At 72.8% G+C, this 15,341-nt stretch carries 17 protein-coding genes; 5 read left to right on the top strand and 12 right to left on the bottom strand.

The window, feature by feature from the left end:
- Window positions 1-11 precede the first annotated feature (11 nt).
- From C4U03_RS19630 to C4U03_RS19610, 5 genes are all read right to left on the bottom strand, one after another.
- Window positions 12-1,937 carry an ABC transporter ATP-binding protein gene (locus C4U03_RS19630; RefSeq protein WP_407701440.1) on the bottom strand — a complete coding sequence of 642 codons (1,926 nt, stop codon included), beginning with the start codon at window positions 1,935-1,937 and terminating at the stop codon, window positions 12-14.
- A 192-nt stretch (window positions 1,938-2,129) separates the two neighbouring features.
- A complete protein-coding gene (locus C4U03_RS19625; RefSeq protein ID WP_103939437.1) occupies window positions 2,130-2,909 on the bottom strand; it encodes an enoyl-CoA hydratase/isomerase family protein in 780 nt (259 codons plus the stop codon).
- Window positions 2,910-3,057: 148 nt separating this feature from the next.
- Window positions 3,058-3,270, bottom strand: coding sequence for a helix-turn-helix domain-containing protein (locus tag C4U03_RS19620; RefSeq protein WP_103939271.1), 213 nt, complete (start codon window positions 3,268-3,270; stop codon window positions 3,058-3,060).
- Between the two features lie 115 nt (window positions 3,271-3,385).
- Entirely contained in the window at window positions 3,386-4,984 is a 1,599-nt protein-coding gene (locus C4U03_RS19615; protein WP_103939270.1) for an ABC-F family ATP-binding cassette domain-containing protein, read from the bottom strand.
- A gap of 237 nt (window positions 4,985-5,221) precedes the next feature.
- Window positions 5,222-5,758, bottom strand: coding sequence for a TetR/AcrR family transcriptional regulator (locus C4U03_RS19610; RefSeq protein ID WP_103939269.1), 537 nt, complete (start codon window positions 5,756-5,758; stop codon window positions 5,222-5,224).
- Between the two features lie 96 nt (window positions 5,759-5,854).
- Here C4U03_RS19610 and C4U03_RS19605 point away from each other — a divergent pair, with 96 nt between their 5' ends.
- The gene (locus tag C4U03_RS19605; RefSeq protein ID WP_103939268.1) at window positions 5,855-6,763 is read left to right on the top strand and encodes a TIGR03564 family F420-dependent LLM class oxidoreductase; all 909 of its coding nucleotides are present in this window, start codon (window positions 5,855-5,857) and stop codon (window positions 6,761-6,763) included.
- An 86-nt stretch (window positions 6,764-6,849) separates the two neighbouring features.
- Complete coding sequence (locus tag C4U03_RS19600; RefSeq protein ID WP_103939267.1) at window positions 6,850-7,914, top strand: DUF2330 domain-containing protein; 1,065 nt, start codon at window positions 6,850-6,852, stop codon at window positions 7,912-7,914.
- Here C4U03_RS19600 and C4U03_RS19595 read toward each other — a convergent pair.
- From C4U03_RS19595 to C4U03_RS19585, 3 genes are read right to left on the bottom strand one after another with little or no spacing between them, the layout of a single operon-like run.
- Window positions 7,880-8,629, bottom strand: a complete 750-nt coding sequence (locus C4U03_RS19595) for an AIM24 family protein (RefSeq protein WP_103939266.1) — start codon at window positions 8,627-8,629, stop codon at window positions 7,880-7,882. The two genes, C4U03_RS19600 and C4U03_RS19595, sit on opposite strands and share 35 nt — an antisense overlap.
- Before the next feature lie 7 nt (window positions 8,630-8,636).
- Window positions 8,637-9,287, bottom strand: a complete 651-nt coding sequence (locus C4U03_RS19590; RefSeq protein WP_103939265.1) for an AIM24 family protein — start codon at window positions 9,285-9,287, stop codon at window positions 8,637-8,639.
- Between the two features lies 1 nt (window position 9,288).
- Window positions 9,289-9,930 carry an AIM24 family protein gene (locus C4U03_RS19585; protein WP_235017980.1) on the bottom strand — a complete coding sequence of 214 codons (642 nt, stop codon included), beginning with the start codon at window positions 9,928-9,930 and terminating at the stop codon, window positions 9,289-9,291.
- 149 nt (window positions 9,931-10,079) lie between these two features.
- On the opposite strand from C4U03_RS19585, the gene C4U03_RS19580 reads away from it, so the two are divergent.
- The gene (locus tag C4U03_RS19580; protein ID WP_235017979.1) at window positions 10,080-10,577 is read left to right on the top strand and encodes an ABC transporter permease; all 498 of its coding nucleotides are present in this window, start codon (window positions 10,080-10,082) and stop codon (window positions 10,575-10,577) included.
- Window positions 10,578-10,657: 80 nt separating this feature from the next.
- A complete protein-coding gene (locus C4U03_RS19575; RefSeq protein ID WP_103939263.1) occupies window positions 10,658-11,779 on the top strand; it encodes an EAL domain-containing protein in 1,122 nt (373 codons plus the stop codon).
- Between the two features lie 63 nt (window positions 11,780-11,842).
- Here the strand turns inward: C4U03_RS19575 and C4U03_RS19570 are convergent, their stop codons facing one another.
- Window positions 11,843-12,523 (bottom strand): response regulator, encoded by a 681-nt coding sequence (locus tag C4U03_RS19570; protein WP_103939262.1) that lies wholly within the window; start codon window positions 12,521-12,523, stop codon window positions 11,843-11,845.
- Entirely contained in the window at window positions 12,520-13,695 is a 1,176-nt protein-coding gene (locus tag C4U03_RS19565; RefSeq protein WP_235017978.1) for a sensor histidine kinase, read from the bottom strand. Before C4U03_RS19565 ends, C4U03_RS19570 begins: the two co-directional genes overlap by 4 nt.
- Window positions 13,696-13,852: 157 nt before the next feature.
- On the opposite strand from C4U03_RS19565, the gene C4U03_RS19560 reads away from it, so the two are divergent.
- Complete coding sequence (locus C4U03_RS19560; protein ID WP_103939260.1) at window positions 13,853-14,392, top strand: hypothetical protein; 540 nt, start codon at window positions 13,853-13,855, stop codon at window positions 14,390-14,392.
- Between the two features lie 118 nt (window positions 14,393-14,510).
- Here C4U03_RS19560 and C4U03_RS19555 read toward each other — a convergent pair whose 3' ends face one another.
- Window positions 14,511-14,885 carry a metal-sulfur cluster assembly factor gene (locus tag C4U03_RS19555; protein ID WP_103939259.1) on the bottom strand — a complete coding sequence of 125 codons (375 nt, stop codon included), beginning with the start codon at window positions 14,883-14,885 and terminating at the stop codon, window positions 14,511-14,513.
- On the bottom strand, window positions 14,882-15,337 hold the full coding sequence (gene sufU / locus C4U03_RS19550; protein ID WP_103939258.1) for a Fe-S cluster assembly sulfur transfer protein SufU: 456 nt from the start codon (window positions 15,335-15,337) through the stop codon (window positions 14,882-14,884). The genes C4U03_RS19555 and sufU overlap by 4 nt, the downstream gene beginning before the upstream one ends.
- Window positions 15,338-15,341 lie beyond the last annotated feature (4 nt).

The raw sequence follows: 15,341 nt of genomic DNA, 5'->3' as shown, positions 1-15,341 counted from the left end.
TCATCACCTGGTCATTCGGCGCCCAGCGGCTCCGGCCGGCGCCCGTTCCCGCCGGCCGCCTGCCGGGCGAACTGGGTGCGGTACAGCTCGGCGTACAGGCCGCCGGCCAGCAGCAACTCCTCATGCCGGCCGCGCTCGGCGATCCGCCCGCCGTCGACCACCAAGATCTGGTCCGCCTCCCGGATCGTCGACAGCCGGTGCGCGATCACCAGCGAGGTCCGCCCGGCCAGCGCCGTCTTGAGCGCACGCTGCACAGCTGCCTCCGACTCCGAGTCCAGGTGCGCGGTCGCCTCGTCCAGGATCACCACGGACGGGGCCTTGAGCAGCAGGCGGGCGATGGCCAGCCGCTGCTTCTCACCGCCGGACAGCCGGTAGCCGCGGTCGCCCACCACGGTGTCCAGCCCCTCGGGCATCGAGGCCACCAGGTCCCAGATGTGCGCGCCCTTGAGCGCCTCGACGATCTCTTCCTCGCTCGCCTCCGGCCTGGCGTACCGCAGGTTGGCCCGGATGGAGTCGTGGAAGAGGTGGGCGTCCTGGGTGACCACGCCGACGGTGTCGCGCAGCGACTCCAGGGTGAGGTCGCGCACGTCCCGCCCGCCGATCCGCACCGCCCCCTCGGTGACGTCGTACAGGCGCGACACCAGATGGGTGAGGGTGGTCTTGCCCGCACCGGACGGGCCGACGAGCGCGACCAACTCGCCGGGCGCGGCGGTGAAGGTCACCCCGTGCAGCACCTGACGGGCGGGCGAGGCGTCGGTGCGCGCGATGGACTCCAGCGAGGCCAGCGAGACCTCCTCGGCCGCCGGGTAGCGGAAGACGACCCGGTCGAACTCGACCGCCGGGGCCTGCGGCGCGCCGCCGGAGGCCAGCGGGGCGGCCCCCGGGCGCTCGTCGATCATCGGCTTCAGGTCCAGCACCTCGAAGACCCGGTCGAAGCTCACCAGCGCGGTCATCACGTCCACCTGCACGTTCGACAGCGCCGTCAGCGGGCCGTACATCCGGGTCAGCAGGGCCGCCAGCGCCACCAGCGTGCCGAGCTGGAGGGCGTCCCCCACCACCAGGACGCCGCCGACGCCGTACACCATCGCGGTCGCCAGCGCGGCGACCAAGGTCAGCGCGGTGAAGAAGACCCGGCCGTACATCGCGGCGACCACGCCGATGTCGCGCACCCGCCCGGCCCGGTCGGCGAACATGCCCGACTCCTCGGCCGGGCGCCCGTACAGCTTGGCCAACATCGCGCCGGCCACGTTGAAGCGCTCGGTCATCAGCGAGCTCATCTCGGCGTCCAGCTGCATCTGCTCGCGGCTGATGCGCTGCAGCCGCCGGCCCACCCACTTGGCCGGGACGATGAAGATCGGCAGCAGCACCAGGGCGATCACGGTGACCTGCCACGACAGCCAGAACATCGCGGCCAGCACCAGCACCAGGCTGATCACGTTGGACACCACCGCCGACAGGGTGGTGGTCAGCGCCCGCTGGGCGCCGATCACGTCACTGTTGAGCCGGCTGATCAGCGAACCGGTCTGCGCCCGCATGAAGAACGCCACCGGCATCCGCTGCACATGGTCGAACACCTGGGTGCGCAGGTCGTAGATCAGCCCCTCGCCGATCCGGGCCGAGTACCACCGCTGCGCCAGCGACAGCACCGCCTCCACCAGGGCCAGCGCCGCCACGGCCGCGGCCAGCCAGACCACCACCGAGGTGCGGCCCGGCACCACGCCCCGGTCGATGATGGTCTTCAGCAGCAGCGGGCCGGCGACCACGATGCCGGCCGAGACCGCGTTGAGGACCAGGAACAGCACCAGCTCGCGCAGGTACGGGCGGGCGTAGCCGGCGATCCGCCGGACGGTGTCCGGCTGCAGCTTCTGCTGTGTGACCGAGCCGTCCCGGCGGAACGAGGCCATCACCTGCCAGCCGTTGCCCGGCATGCCCGGCATTCCCACTCCGGCCTCCCGCGCGTAATCAAGTAATCAGGGTCGCACCCCGCACCAACGTACCGGCCCCCCGGCCCGCTTCCCCGCTCCGCTCAGGGCGAAAACACCGCGCCCGGGCCGGCGGCGCCATGGGCCGCCGGCCCGGGCGCGTCCCGGGTCCCTGCGGTGGCGGGGCGAGCCCCGCCGTGGTCTTCCTCAGCCCCCGCGCAGCGCCCGCAGCCGGGCCAGCTGCTCGCGCCGCTCGGCGGCGCACTGCTGCTCCAGGGTGTTGCCGGGGGCCTCGCGCAGCAGCCGCTGGGTGGCCACTGCCGCGTCCGCGTCGACCTGCAGCAGCGCGGCGACCAGGTCGGCCACGGCGTCGTCGAGCCCGGCGGCCGGCACGAGCCGCTCGGCCAGGCCGAGCGCGGCCGCCTCCGGCGCCGCCACCCTGCGGGCGGTCAGGCAGATGTCGATCGCCCGGTTCACCCCGACGATGTCCACCAGCGGCTTGGTGCCGGTCAGGTCCGGCACCAGGCCCAGCGCGGGCTCCTTCATGCAGTACCAGGCGTCGTCGGCCAACACCCGCAGGTCGCAGGCCAGCGCGAGCTGGAAGCCGGCGCCGATGGCGTAGCCGTGCACCGCCGCGATCGAGACGATCTCCGGGCGGCGCAGCCAGGTGTAGCCGGCCTGCAGCTCGGCGATGAACCGGTCCCCCTCCTGCGGATCGGCCGTCGGCCCGCCGCCCTCGGAGAACATGCTCAGGTCGATGCCCGCCGAGAACGCCTTGCCGGCACCGCGCACGACCACCACCCGGACCGAGCCGGGCAGCGCGTCACCGATCCGCGCCAGGGTCCGCCACATCGCGAACGTCATCGCGTTGCGCTTGTCCGGCCGGTCCAGCGTGATCGTCGCCACCGGGCCGTCGATCTCCAACCGCAGCCCGGCCTCGGCCAGGTCCTCGGCCGGCACCGGTGCCGCGGCAGCCTGCTCCCTCACGTCCACCAGGACGCCTCCTTTCGCGCAGCGCCTCGCGGCGGCCCGGTGGACCGGGACGCCCACCCGCCCGCCGCCGCGACCGAACCCTACTCGGTCGGCCGCGGCGGCGGTCCGGGCGCCCTGCGCGCTCGGACCGGGGGCGGGGCGGTCAGGCCTTCTTGCCGCGCGTCGCCCCTCCACGACCGCGCAGGTTGACTCCGGACTCGGTGAGAATCCGGTGAATGAAGCCGTAGGAGCGGCCGGTGGCGGCAGCCAAGGCGCGGATGCTCTCGCCGGAGTCGTACCTCTTCTTGAGTTCCGCCGCCAGCTTGTCGCGCTCGGCACCGGTCACGCGGGTGCCCTTCTTAAGGGTCTCGGCCACGAGTACCTCCCGTAGTGATGTGGTGACCGCTGCGTTATCCCCCGCCATGATCAGTCATTCCCGGCCGATCGGCTACCCACTACGCCAGAAAAGATCTGCTTCCTTGCTGTGGCGGTCACGCAAGTGCCACCAGATCGGCAAACTCCTCACTCCAGATGTCCTCGACACCATCGGGCAGCAAAATCACTCTTTCCGGCCGGAGCGCCTCCACCGCGCCCTCGTCGTGGGTCACCAGGACGATGGCGCCGGCGAAGGTGCGCAACGCCGCCAGGATCTCCTCGCGGCTGGCCGGGTCCAGGTTGTTGGTGGGCTCGTCCAGCAGCAGCACGTTGGCGCTGGAGACCACCAGCATGGCCAGCGCCAGCCGGGTCTTCTCCCCGCCCGACAGCACGCCCGCGGGCTTGTCCACGTCATCGCCGGTGAACAGGAAGGAGCCCAGGATCTTGCGGACCTCCACGTCGGCCAGGTCGGGCGCCGAGGAGCGCATGTTCTCCAGCACCGTGCGCTCGGTGTCCAGCGTCTCGTGCTCCTGCGCGTAGTAGCCCAGCCGCAGCCCGTGTCCGGCGACCACCCGGCCGGTGTCGGGCTTGTCCAGGCCCGCCAGCAGGCGCAGCAGGGTGGTCTTGCCGGCCCCGTTCAGCCCGAGCACCACCACCCGGCTGCCGCGGTCGATGGCCAGATCCACATCCGTGAAAATCTCCAAGGATCCGTAGGATTTCGACAAACCCTCCGCGGTGAGCGGAGTCCGCCCACAGGGGGCCGGATCCGGAAATCGGATTTTCGCCACCCGGTCGGCCTTACGCTGCCCTTCGGCCCCGGCCAGCAACTGGCGGGCCCGCCGGTCCATTTGCTGGGCGGCCTTGGCCTTGGTGGCCTTGGCACGCATCTTGTCGGCCTGCGCCAGCAGCGCCGCCGCCTGCCGCTGGGCGTTGGCCTGCTCGCGCCTGCGCCGCCGCTCGTCGGTCTCGCGCTGCTCCAGGTATGCCTTCCAGCCGATGTTGTAAACGTCGATGACGCAGCGGTTGGCGTCCAGGTGGAAGACCCGGTTGACGACCGTGTCCAGCAGCTCCACATCGTGGCTGATGACCACCAGGCCGCCGGAGTGCGAGCGCAGGAACTCGCGCAGCCACACGATGGAGTCGGCGTCCAGGTGGTTGGTCGGCTCGTCCAGCAGCAGCGTCTCGGCGTCGGAGAACAGGATCCGGGCCAGCTCCACCCGCCGCCGCTGCCCGCCCGACAGGGTGCCCAGCGGCTGGCCCAGCACCCGGTCCGGCAGGCCCAGGCTGGAGGCGATGGAGGCGGCCTCGGCCTCGGCGGCGTACCCGCCGAGCACGTGCAGCCGGTCCTCCAGCCGCCCGTAGCGGCGCACCGCCCGGTCCCGCTCGGCGCCGGTGGCGGTGGCCATGGCCTCCTCGGCGGCACGCAGGCCGCGGATGACCTCGTCCAGCCCGCGCGCCGACAGGATCCGGTCGCGGGCCAGCTCCTCCAGGTCCACCCCGCGCGGGTCCTGCGGCAGGTAGCCGATCGAGCCGGACCGGGTCACCGTGCCGCCGGCGGGCAGCGCCTCACCGGCCAGGACCTTGGTCAGCGTGGTCTTGCCGGCGCCGTTGCGGCCCACCAGCCCCACCCGGTCGCCGGGGTTGACCCGGAAGGTGGCCTTCTCGATGAGCAGCCGGGATCCGGCGCGCAGCTCGACATCGGTGGCATTGATCACAGTGACAGGGCTCCCCAGGGCGACGGACCGCTCGCGGACGCGTGGAAGGGTGACAGGTGGCCGGACGGCCTGGTCATGGCGAGACGCGCCGGGGATCGTTCACCGCGGCGCGTCCGGAGGGTCTGTCACGTCGGGAGCGGCACCCGATCAGTGTACGGGACCCCGGCAAGGCGGCCGAGCCGCAGGAGCGGTCCCCCCCCCCGGGCCGACACGTCGTGGCCGGCCCGATCCCGCCCCTCAGGAGCCGTCCGGAGCCGCCTTGAGACCGTCGAGGAGCACGGTGGTCAGAGGGTCGTCCGGGCGCGCCCCCGGACGGCACACGGCGACGTTGAGCAGCCCCACGATCTCCTCCGGCGCGATGTCCGGCCGCATCGTGCCCTCCCGCTGGGCTCCTTCGGCGATCTGGGTGTAGAGCGCGGTCAGGGCGTCGACGAGGCGGGGCACTTCGGGGTGGCCGGCTCCGCTCTCCGGCGGGGACTTGAGCAGGGCTAGCGGCAGTCCGGCGCAGTGCTCCACGATGAGCAGCAGGACCTGCCAGCGCGGGATCGGGCGGGCGGCGAAGTCCCGGCCGGCCTCCAGCAGGCGCCGCAGGGTGTCGACGGTGATCTCGTCCAGCAGGGCCCGCCGGTCGGGGAAGTGGCGGTAGAGCGTGCCGACGCCGAGGCCGGCCGTGCGGGCGATCTCCTCCATCGAGGCCTCCGGCCCACGCTCGGTGAACAGTTCGAGCGCGGCGGCGACGATAAGCCCCCGGTTGCGTCGCGCGTCGGCTCGCACGGGCCTGTTTCCTCCAGCAATCGGAATCTTGAATTCACCTTACTGTAGGGTGCGCTACCAGAAGCGGAAGTTCCGATTCATGTTTTAGGAGGGGTCATGAGGCTGGGAGTGCACATCGTCGATGCGGGGTCCGGGCTGGAGGAGATCGTCGGCCGAGTGCGCGCGGCGGCGGACGCCGGGTTCGCCGGCGCCTACTTCGGCCAGCTCACCTCATGGGACGCGGTCGGCCTGGCCGCGCTGGCCGGACGGGAGGTGCCCGGGATCGAGGTGGGGACGGCCGTGACGCAGACCTGGCCGCGGCATCCGCTCGCCCTGGCCGGCCAGGCGCTGACCGCGCAGGCGGCCACCGGCGGACGCTTCACGCTCGGCGTCGGGCCGAGCCATCCGCAGATCGTCGAAGGGCTGTTCGGCCTTCCCTACGAGCGTCCGGCCAGGCATGTCCGCGAGTACCTGACCGCCCTGATGCCGTTGCTGCGGGGAGAGCCGGTGGACTTCCACGGGGAGACGCTCACCGCGGCCGGGCGCGTCGAGGTGCCCGTTCCCCGGCCGCCGTCCGTGCTGCTGTCGGCGCTCGGCCCCGTCATGCTGCGGATCGCCGGGGAACTCGCCGACGGGACGGTCACCGTCTGGACGGGTCCAGAGTCGATCGCCGACCACGTCGTACCCGCCATCACCCGCGCCGCCGCGCAGGCGGGACGGCCCGATCCCCGGATCGTGGCCACCGTCGTCGTGAGCGTGACCGCCGACCCCGAAGGCGTCCTGCAGCAGACCGTCGAGCAGTTGGGCATGGCCGCCGACCTGCCCGCCTACCGCGCCACGCTCGACCGGCAGGGCCTGACCGGCGTGCACGAGACGGTCGTGGCCGGGGACGAGGGCACCGTCGAACGCGCACTGCGCGCCTACGCCGACGCGGGCGCCACGGAACTGATCGTCAGCGCGCACGGCGACGAACGGGACCGGGCGCGGACCCTGGAGTTCCTGGCCTCCCTCGCCGACGATCTCTGATCGGCATCCGACCGGCGGAAAGGGAACCGGACGGGCGCCGGGTGCGTCAGGATCGTGCGGTACGTCACGATCTTCCGAGGTGGTTCATGCGGGTGCTTGCGCGTCTTTCGGCCCTCGTCTGCCTGCTGGTGGCCTGGACGGCGGTCGGCCTGGTGCGGCCATCCTGGTCGTGCGGCTGCGGGGCGATGGTCACCTCGGACTCGGCCGACCTGCTGGTCGGCCAGGAGACCTCGATCGTGCGGTACGACGACCGGACCCGCACCGAGCACATCGTGATGCGCCTGTCGGTGCGGTCGAAGGCGCGGGACGCGGCCTGGCTGTTCCCCACCCCGTCGACGGCGGAGGTGAAGCTGGGCGAACGGTCCTGGTTCGAGCAGCTCGACCGGCTCACCGAGCCGAAGGTGGTCAAGCGCCGGCACTGGTGGGGCCGTCCCGGCGGCGGCCTGGTCGGCGGCGACGGGTCGAGCGCGGGCGCGCCGCCCGGCGGCGTCGCGGTGCTCGGGGAGCAGCGGCTGGGCCCCTTCCAGGTCGCCACGCTGGCCGCAGACGACTCCCGGGCGCTGGCGGGCTGGCTGGAGCGCAACGGGTACCGGCTCAGCGACCGGCTGGCTGACGGGCTGCGGCCGTACGTGCGGATGGGCTGGAAGTACGTCGCGGTCAAGCTGGCGCCCGGCGCGGGCGGACGGCTGAACGGCGACCTGGACCCGCTGCACGTCAGCTTCCGCAGCGACGAGATCGTCTACCCCATGCGGCTGTCCCGCCTGGCCAGCAACGACCAGGCGGTGCACCTGTACGTGCTGGGCGCGCACCGGGTGGCGCACCACGGCCCGCGCGGCCACGCGTTCGGCGTGACCTTCGCGGGCTGGGTGGAGCCCCGGCAGGTCGCCGCGCCGGGGCTGCGCGACTTCCTCGGTGGCCGGCTGTTCCTCACCGAAGTGATCAACCAGAGGCTGGCGCCCGACGTCATCGACGACGACTTCCGCTACCGGTACACCGAGGACCTCACCCACCGGGAGGTCCGGTACGAGGACGAGTACCTCACGGTCCTCGGCGTCCCGGCGGGCTACGCGATCGTGCTGGGCGCGCTCGGGGGCGTCGCGGTCGTCGTGGCGGGCGTCATTGCCGTTCGGCGGCGAGGCGCTGCTGGATGACGCCCTGCAGGCGCTGCAGGCCGCCGACGCCGAGCATGCCGATCTGGCCCTCCAGGTCGCGCAGCATCGTGTTGGTGTCCGCGACGGTCTCCGAGGACTGCATCAGCACGGTGCCCTGGCCGGTGAAGTCGAACTGGTGCTCCTCCCCCGACGTCCCGCCGATGCCGAACACCGAGCGGGCCACGCCTAGGGCGCCGCGCATGTAGCTGTGGTCGTAGTGGTGGCAGGGGGACGGGCAGTCGGCCCAGCCCAGCAGCGCCTGCGGGTCCACCCGGATGGGCGGCTCGACGAAGTGCACCGGCCCGTTGGAGGCGGCGATGAACCGGCCGGTGCCGATGAGGGTGAGGAACCCGGGGATGATCGACTGCTTGAGCTCCAGGCCCGGCTCGAACGCCAGCAGGTTGCCCGCCCGTACAGTGAGGTTGCCGTCGTCGAGGTCGTAGGAGTTGACGTCGAAGCCCCGGTCGGCCAGCAGCAGCTTGCCCTGGCCCTGCGCCACGATCCAGTCGTGGGCGTACAGCGGCGAGTGGAAGTGCGCGGCGACCAGGGCGTCCAGCGGCCCGGCCGACAGCGCCTCGAAGCGGATCTGCCCGTAGTAGGCGATCATCTTGCCCTTCTGGGTGAACCACTGCCCGTTGAGGTCCACGCAGAAGGCGTAGGGGTTGACGTTGTCGTTGGACGGCAGGGTCGCCGGGTTGAAGGTGGGAGTGCTCACGAACGCCTCAGATCTTCTTCTCGCTGGCCTGCACGTACACGATTCCGTGGCCGGACAGCTCCAGCTGGAACGCCTCGCCCGAGCCCCGGCCGACCATGTCCCGCAGCCCCATCGAGGTCTTCAGCCTGTTGGTGACCTGGCCGCGGTGCGCCACGTAGGCCTGCGGGTCGACGTAGATGGGACGCTGGGGGCTGATCGGCAGCTCGATGACGCCGCCGTGCGAGAGCACCGCGACCGAGCCGTGGCCGGACAGGGTGGTGGTGAACAGGCCCTGGCCGGTCATCTGCCCGCGGATCACGCCGGACAGCCCGCCCTGCTCGCCCAGGAACATGGTGCCCGACTGCAGGCTCGCGTCGTAGACCAGCAGCCGGTCGGCCTCCACGTAGAGGGTGTCGCCCTGCAGCTCGATCACGTTCACGTACAGCCCGCCGTGTCCGAACATCACGCTGCCCTGGCCGGTGACGTGCATCAGCGGGGCGCTCTCCCCCGCCATGGCCCGCCCGATGGCGCCGCCGATGCCCGCTCCCCCGGTGACGCTGGGCTCGAAGCGGACGCGGCCGACGTAGGCGAGCATGGCGCCGCGCTTGCTGTACAGCTCCTGGCCCGGGCCGACCGGCGCCTGGAGCATCTTGCTGTTGATGGGGCTGAATGCAGGCATCTCAGATCTCCATAATCCCGCCGCCGCGCTCGGCCGGCTGGACGTACACCAGCCCGTGGCCCTGGTACCGGAACTGCACGCTCTCCCCGGACCCCTGGCCCAGGACGGTGCGCCAGTTGACGTCGGTGACGAAGTCCTGCTGGAGCTGCCCGCGGTGCGCCACGTAGGCGTGCGGGTCCACGCACAGCGGGACGCCGGGCGTGACCTCCAGGCCGATCGCCGGGCCGTCGGACAGGATCGCCACCATGCCGTGCCCCTCCACCTTGGTGGTGGCCAGGCCCTGCCCGGTGCCCATCCCGCGCAGGCCGGTGAACTGCACCCCGGTCCGCAGCTGCCCGTCGAAGGCCAGCAGGCTCTCCGACTCCACGAACAGGGTGTCGCCCTGCAGCGGGATGAGAGTGACCTCGGTGGCCTCGCTGGCCAGGTACACCGTGCCCTGGCCGGTGATCTCCATCAGCGTCATGCTCTCGCCGGCCACCCGGCGGCGCAGCGCCCCGCGCAGCCCCTCGCCCCCGGTCATGCCCTGGCGTTTGAAGTTCATCTGGCCGTCGTAGGCGACCATGGACCCGTTCAGCGCCCGGATGGTCTCGCCCATGAGGTCCACGGCGAGCATCTTCGAGCCGTTCAACCGAAATTGCGCCACGAGGCCACAACATACTGGCTCTTCGCCGGCGCGGCCCAGGTGATCGGTGCGCCGGGCCGCACCCGGCCGCCCGGCCCGCACGGCGGGAACGGCCTGGACCGACATACGGCGGCATACAACGGCATACGACGACATGGAACGGCACGGCGGTGGCCGATACGGGCGCCCGGATCGTGGACGCCCGCACCGGCCGTCCGCGCCGTTCGGCGGTACGGTGGCCCGGCAAGCGGCGGATCATGGAAGATGTCCTCATGTGGTTCGCAGCCGAGCGCCGTGGCGGGCGGCGCTGGATCGTGCCCTGCCTGGCGCTGGCCGCGGGCGTGGCGGTGGCGGCCGTGCTGGCCGCCCGGGACCGGACCGGCGCCGGGCTGGCGGTGCTGGCGGTGCTGGCCGCCTACGCCGGGCATCTGGCGTACCGGCGGGACGAGCCGGCGCTGCCGATCAGCGCCGCGTTCGGCAGCGGCCATCGGGCGCGCGCCCATCTGCGGGCCGCCGCGATCACCGGGGACGTGCTGGTGGCCGCGCTGGTCGGGGCGGTGGTGGTGCAGGCGCTGCGGGGCGGGGAACTGCTGCCCTACCTGTGGCCGGCGGCACTGGCCGGGGTCGTGTACACACTCTCGGCGATGGTCGCCGGGCGTGGCGTGTAGCCCGGCCGAATTCTGTGTGAACTTCCGGGCACGGACGCCGTTTGCCCAGCTCGGCGAGGCATTATGCGGCTGTGTCCCCGATGGATGTCCTGCTGCCGGCGCCCGCCGCGTTCCACCCCGTGGTGGACCTCGGCACGGGCGCCGTGGTGGCGGTCACCGCCCACTGCGAGCCCTTGGGCTCGCCCACCGCGTTCCCGCCGGGCGACCCCGCCCGCGAGGACCTGCGCCGGGCGCTGCTGGCCGCCCGCGCCGCCGCAGAGCTCGGGACCTCGCTCCCGCTGCAACTGTCGCTGCGCGCCGAGACCGTCGCGCAGGGCCGCCGCACGCTGGCGGAACTGCACCAGGGGCTGACCGGTACCGGCCGCCGCCCCAACGAGATCATCATCTGCGTGAGCGGCGGGTTCGCCCCGGCGCAGCGGCCCGTGGTCACCACCGCCCTGCACGATCTGCGCAAGGCCGGGTACCTGGTCGGACTGGCCGGGCTGGGCGTCGCGCACGCTCCGCTGGACCTGCTGGTCGACTGCCTGCCGTACCTGGTGCGGCTGGATCCTGATCTGGCCCGCCGGTCGTGCGGGGATCCGCGCCGCACGGCGCTGCTGGCCTCGCTGGTCGACTTGGCCCACCGTATCGGCACCCACGTCCAGGCGCCCGGCCTGGCCACCGAGGAACAGGTGCTGCACGTGCGCGAGCATGGGGTGCGGCTGGTGCAGGGCCCGGCGCTGGCCCCGCCCGAGTGGCGGCCCGGGATGGGCGTCACCGTCCCCGTCGCGCGGGAGGAGCCGGTGGTCCGCTCCCCCTCGGCCGACCTGGGGCCACGGGTGTCGGAGTTCACGCTGCCGGCGGTGACGATGGACCTGTCGGCCACCGCCGACGAGGTGCTGAACGCCTTCAACGCCGAGCGCGGCACCTCCAGCATCGTGCTGGTCGACCAGTACCAGCGGCCCCGGCACACCGTGGACCGCACCCGGTTCCTGCTGCAGCTGTCGGGGGCGTACGGGCACGCGCTGCACGCCCAGAAACCGGCGGCGAGGCTGGCCGACGGGCCCCGGCTGGTGCCCAAGACCGTGCCGGCCATCGCCGCGCTGCGGGCCGCGGGCCGGGACGGCGAGCGAGTCTACGACGACCTGGTGGTGACCGACGAAGTCGGCCGCTGCCTGGGCATCGTGCGGGTCGGCGACCTGATCCGCAGCCTGTCCCCCTGAGGCCACCGGGCACCGGACACTCCCCCGAGGCCATCAAGGCACTGCAACCACCCTGGAGTGCGCCTACCCGGCCGCGCCGGCGTCGGGGCCGCCCGCCGGCAGGCCGCTCTCGGCGGTCTCCTGGGCGAGGATGGCCGCCTGGACGCGGCTGCGCAGCCCCAGTTTGGCCAGGATCCGGCTGACATGGGTCTTGGTGGTGGTCTCGGCCATGTGCAGCCGGGCGGCGATCTGCCCGTTGGACAGGCCCTCGCCCAGGCACCCGAAGACCTCCCGCTCGCGCGGCGTCAGGTCGGCCAGCCCCGGCGGCGGGGCCGCGCCCACGGGCCGCGGGCGGCCCGCGAACGCGCTGATCAGCCGGCGGGTGACGGCGGGCGCCAGGACCCCCTCCCCGGCCGCCACCGTGCGCACCGCCTCCACCAGCCGGTCGGCGTCGATGTCCTTGAGCAGGAAGCCCGCCGCGCCCGCGCGCAGCGCGCCGAACACGTACTCGTCCACGTCGAAGGTGGTCAGCACCAGCACGTCGGCGTCCACGCCGGCCAGCTCCCGGGTCGCCGAGATTCCGTCCAGCCGGGGCATCCGCACGTCCATCAGCACCACGTGCGGCCGCAGCCGGCGGGCCAGCGCCACCGCCTCCAGCCCGTCGGCGGCCTCCCCCACCACCTCGATGTCGGGGGCCGAGCGCAGGATCAGCACCAGCCCGGCCCGTACCGCCGCCTGGTCGTCGGCCACCAGCACCCTGATCAAGGATCTCCTCCGTCCGGCGTCGTGGTCGGCAGCTCGGCCCGCACCCGCCAGCACCCGTCCTCGGGCCCGGCGGTGAACGTGCCGCGCAGGATCGAGGCGCGCTCGCGCATCCCGATCAGGCCGCTGCCGGCCCCCGGCAGCTCGGTGCGCTCCGCGCCCAGCGGGCTTTCCACGGTCACGCACAGCCGGTCGGGGCGGTGCTCGACGAGCACCTCGGCGCGGCCGGGCCCGGCGTGCTTGAGCACGTTGGTCAGCGACTCCTGGACGATCCGGTAGGCGGCCAGCTCCACCGCCGCGGGCAGCTCCCGCGCCGTCCCGGTCACCTTCACCCCCACCGACAGGTCGGGGCGGGCGGCGCGCTCGGCCAGCCGTTCCAGGTCCGCCAGCCGGGGCGCGGCCGGCGGGTCGCCGGTCCCGTCCCGCTCCTCGCGCAACAGGCCGATCATGCGGCGCATCTCCGCCAGCCCCTGCACGCTGTTCTCCCTGATCACGCTCATGGCCTGGCGGACGCCCTCGCGGTCCAGGTCCGGCAGCCGCAGCACCGCCGAGGAGTGCAGGGCCACCGCGCTGAGATGGTTGGCGACCACGTCGTGCAGCTCGCGGGCCATCCGGGCGCGTTCGTCCGCCACCGCGTTGCGCCGGTCCAGCTCGGCCAGCCGGGCCAGCTGCTCGGCCCGCTGCCGCTCCAGCTCGGCCCGGTTGCGGTGCTCGCGCACCACCATCGCGGTCAGCACCGGGCCCACCCAGGTCATGCCGGCCACCCCGCCGATGATCACCGTCGCCTCCCACGCGGAGGCCCACAGCCCCACCCCGCCGGCCAGCAGCACGGTCACGGCCACCGTGACCGCCAGCAGCCGCTCGGCCATCCGGCGCGGACCGTACAGGCTGGAGGCGTACAGCGCGTCGGTGTAGACCAGCATGGTGCCCAGGCTGGGGCTCATCACGATGTCGGCGACCATCGCCGGGGTGGCGACGGCGAGCCCCGCCATCGGGGACGTCCGCCGGAACAGCATGGCCGCGCACACCCCCAGCAGCGGGAGCACCCGCCAGCCGGTCCCCGGCCACGGGTCGTCGGGCTCCCAGGCGGAGTATCCGTGGGCGCTCAGCAGCAGCAGTCCGCCGGCCAGCGCCGCGACCGCAAGCAGGGCGTCCTGCCTGGTGGTGAATCGCACCCGTACATCTTCCCCGAGCCCCCTCTCCTCCCCCGCGCGGAGCCCCGGCCCAGGGTCGTACATCCTTCGGAGGACCCCGGATTTCACCGGAGGTGCCGAGGGTCCGGCGGCATTCCCCCGAGATCATCGAAGGGTACGGACCACCGAGGAGAAGGCGTTGCTGCTTGCGATCATCGCCGGTTGTGAGATCGGCTTCTGGATCTTTCTGCTGGCCGGGCTGACCGCCCGCTACCTGCTGCGCTGGCGCCGGACCGGCGCCGCGCTGCTGGTGTGCGTTCCGCTGGTGGACCTGGTGCTGCTGGTGGCGACGGTGCTCGACCTGCGCGCCGGCGCCACCGCGGACTTCACGCACGGGCTGGCGGCCGCCTACATCGGCTTCTCGGTGGCCTTCGGGCACAGCATGATCCGATGGGCGGACACCCGGTTCGCGCACCGGTTCGCCGGCGGCCCACCGCCGCCCCGACCTCCGAAGTACGGAATGGCCCGCGCCCGGCACGAGTGGCGCGAGTTCGGCAAGGCCCTCGTCGCCTGGGCGATCAGCTGCGCGCTGCTGCTCGGCGCGATCGTCATGGTGGGCGACGCCGAGCGCACCGAGGCGCTGGCGGGCTGGATCGGGCGGCTGTCGATGGTGCTGGGGATCTGGGCGCTGTGGCCGATCACCTACACGCTGTGGCCCGCCAAGCCCAAGGAGGGCTGACGGGCGGACGGCAGCGGACGGCGAGTGCCGCCCAGGCCGAGCGGCCGGGACGGCACCCGCCGTCGCCTACCGAACGTCGTACGTCCGACGCCCTGGATCGGGCGTCGGACGTCGTGGGTCAGACGTTGAAGCCGAGGGCGCGCAGCTGCTCGCGGCCATCCTCGCTGATCTTGTCCGGGCCCCACGGCGGCAGCCAGACCCAGTTGATCTTGACGTCCTTGACCAGGCCCTCCAGCGCGCCGTGCGCCTGGTCCTCGATCACGTCGGTGAGCGGGCAGGCCGCGCTGGTCAGCGTCATGTCCAGGGTGGCCACCTCGTCGACGACGTCGATGCCGTAGACCAGGCCGAGATCGACGACGTTGATGCCGAGCTCGGGGTCCACGACGTCCTTGAGGGCCTCCAGGATCTCCTCGTGCTCGGCGGCGATCGCGGGCGCCGCCCCGGCCTGCTCCGGGACGTCCTGCTCGGCCGCCGGGGTCTCGGTCTCGCTCATGATGCCTCTCCAAGGGCTCGGGCGGTCGCGTCCTTCCACGCCATCCAGGCGAGCAGGGCGCACTTGACGCGGGCGGGGTACTTCGACACCCCGGCGAAGGCGACGGCGTCCTCCAGGACGTCCTCGTCCGGCTCGGCCTGACCGCGCGACTGCATCAGGGCCAGGAACTCGTCCCCGATGACCATCGCCTCCTTGACCGACCTGCCGATCACCAGGTCGCTCATCACCGACGCGCTGGCCTGGCTGATCGAACAGCCCATCGAGTCGTAGGAGACGTCGGCGACGCGCGCGTCGTCCCCGGCGCCCTCCAGGTGCACGCGCAGCGTCACCTCGTCACCGCAGGTGGGGTTGACGTGATGCACCTCGGCCTCGTACGGCTCCCGCAGCCCCTTGTGATGGGGGTTGCGGTAGTGGTCCAGGATGATCTCCTGGTACATCGACTCGAGCTGCATGGCG

This window comes from Thermomonospora echinospora (assembly GCF_900108175.1).
GTDB classification, from domain to species: domain Bacteria; phylum Actinomycetota; class Actinomycetes; order Streptosporangiales; family Streptosporangiaceae; genus Thermomonospora; species Thermomonospora echinospora.
The sequence above is the reverse complement of the archived record's forward strand: the minus strand, read 5'-3'. Positions and strand labels throughout refer to the sequence as shown.

Coding starts and splice junctions, on each gene's coding strand:
- C4U03_RS19590 (WP_103939265.1), bottom strand. CDS start 9,287: ATGCCTGCATTCAGCCCCATCAACAGCAAGATGCTCCAGGCGCCGGTC.
- C4U03_RS19600 (WP_103939267.1), top strand. CDS start 6,850: ATGCGGGTGCTTGCGCGTCTTTCGGCCCTCGTCTGCCTGCTGGTGGCC.
- C4U03_RS19630 (WP_407701440.1), bottom strand. CDS start 1,937: ATGCCGGGCATGCCGGGCAACGGCTGGCAGGTGATGGCCTCGTTCCGC.
- sufU (WP_103939258.1), bottom strand. CDS start 15,337: ATGCAGCTCGAGTCGATGTACCAGGAGATCATCCTGGACCACTACCGC.
- C4U03_RS19605 (WP_103939268.1), top strand. CDS start 5,855: ATGAGGCTGGGAGTGCACATCGTCGATGCGGGGTCCGGGCTGGAGGAG.
- C4U03_RS19555 (WP_103939259.1), bottom strand. CDS start 14,885: ATGAGCGAGACCGAGACCCCGGCGGCCGAGCAGGACGTCCCGGAGCAG.
- C4U03_RS19575 (WP_103939263.1), top strand. CDS start 10,658: ATGGATGTCCTGCTGCCGGCGCCCGCCGCGTTCCACCCCGTGGTGGAC.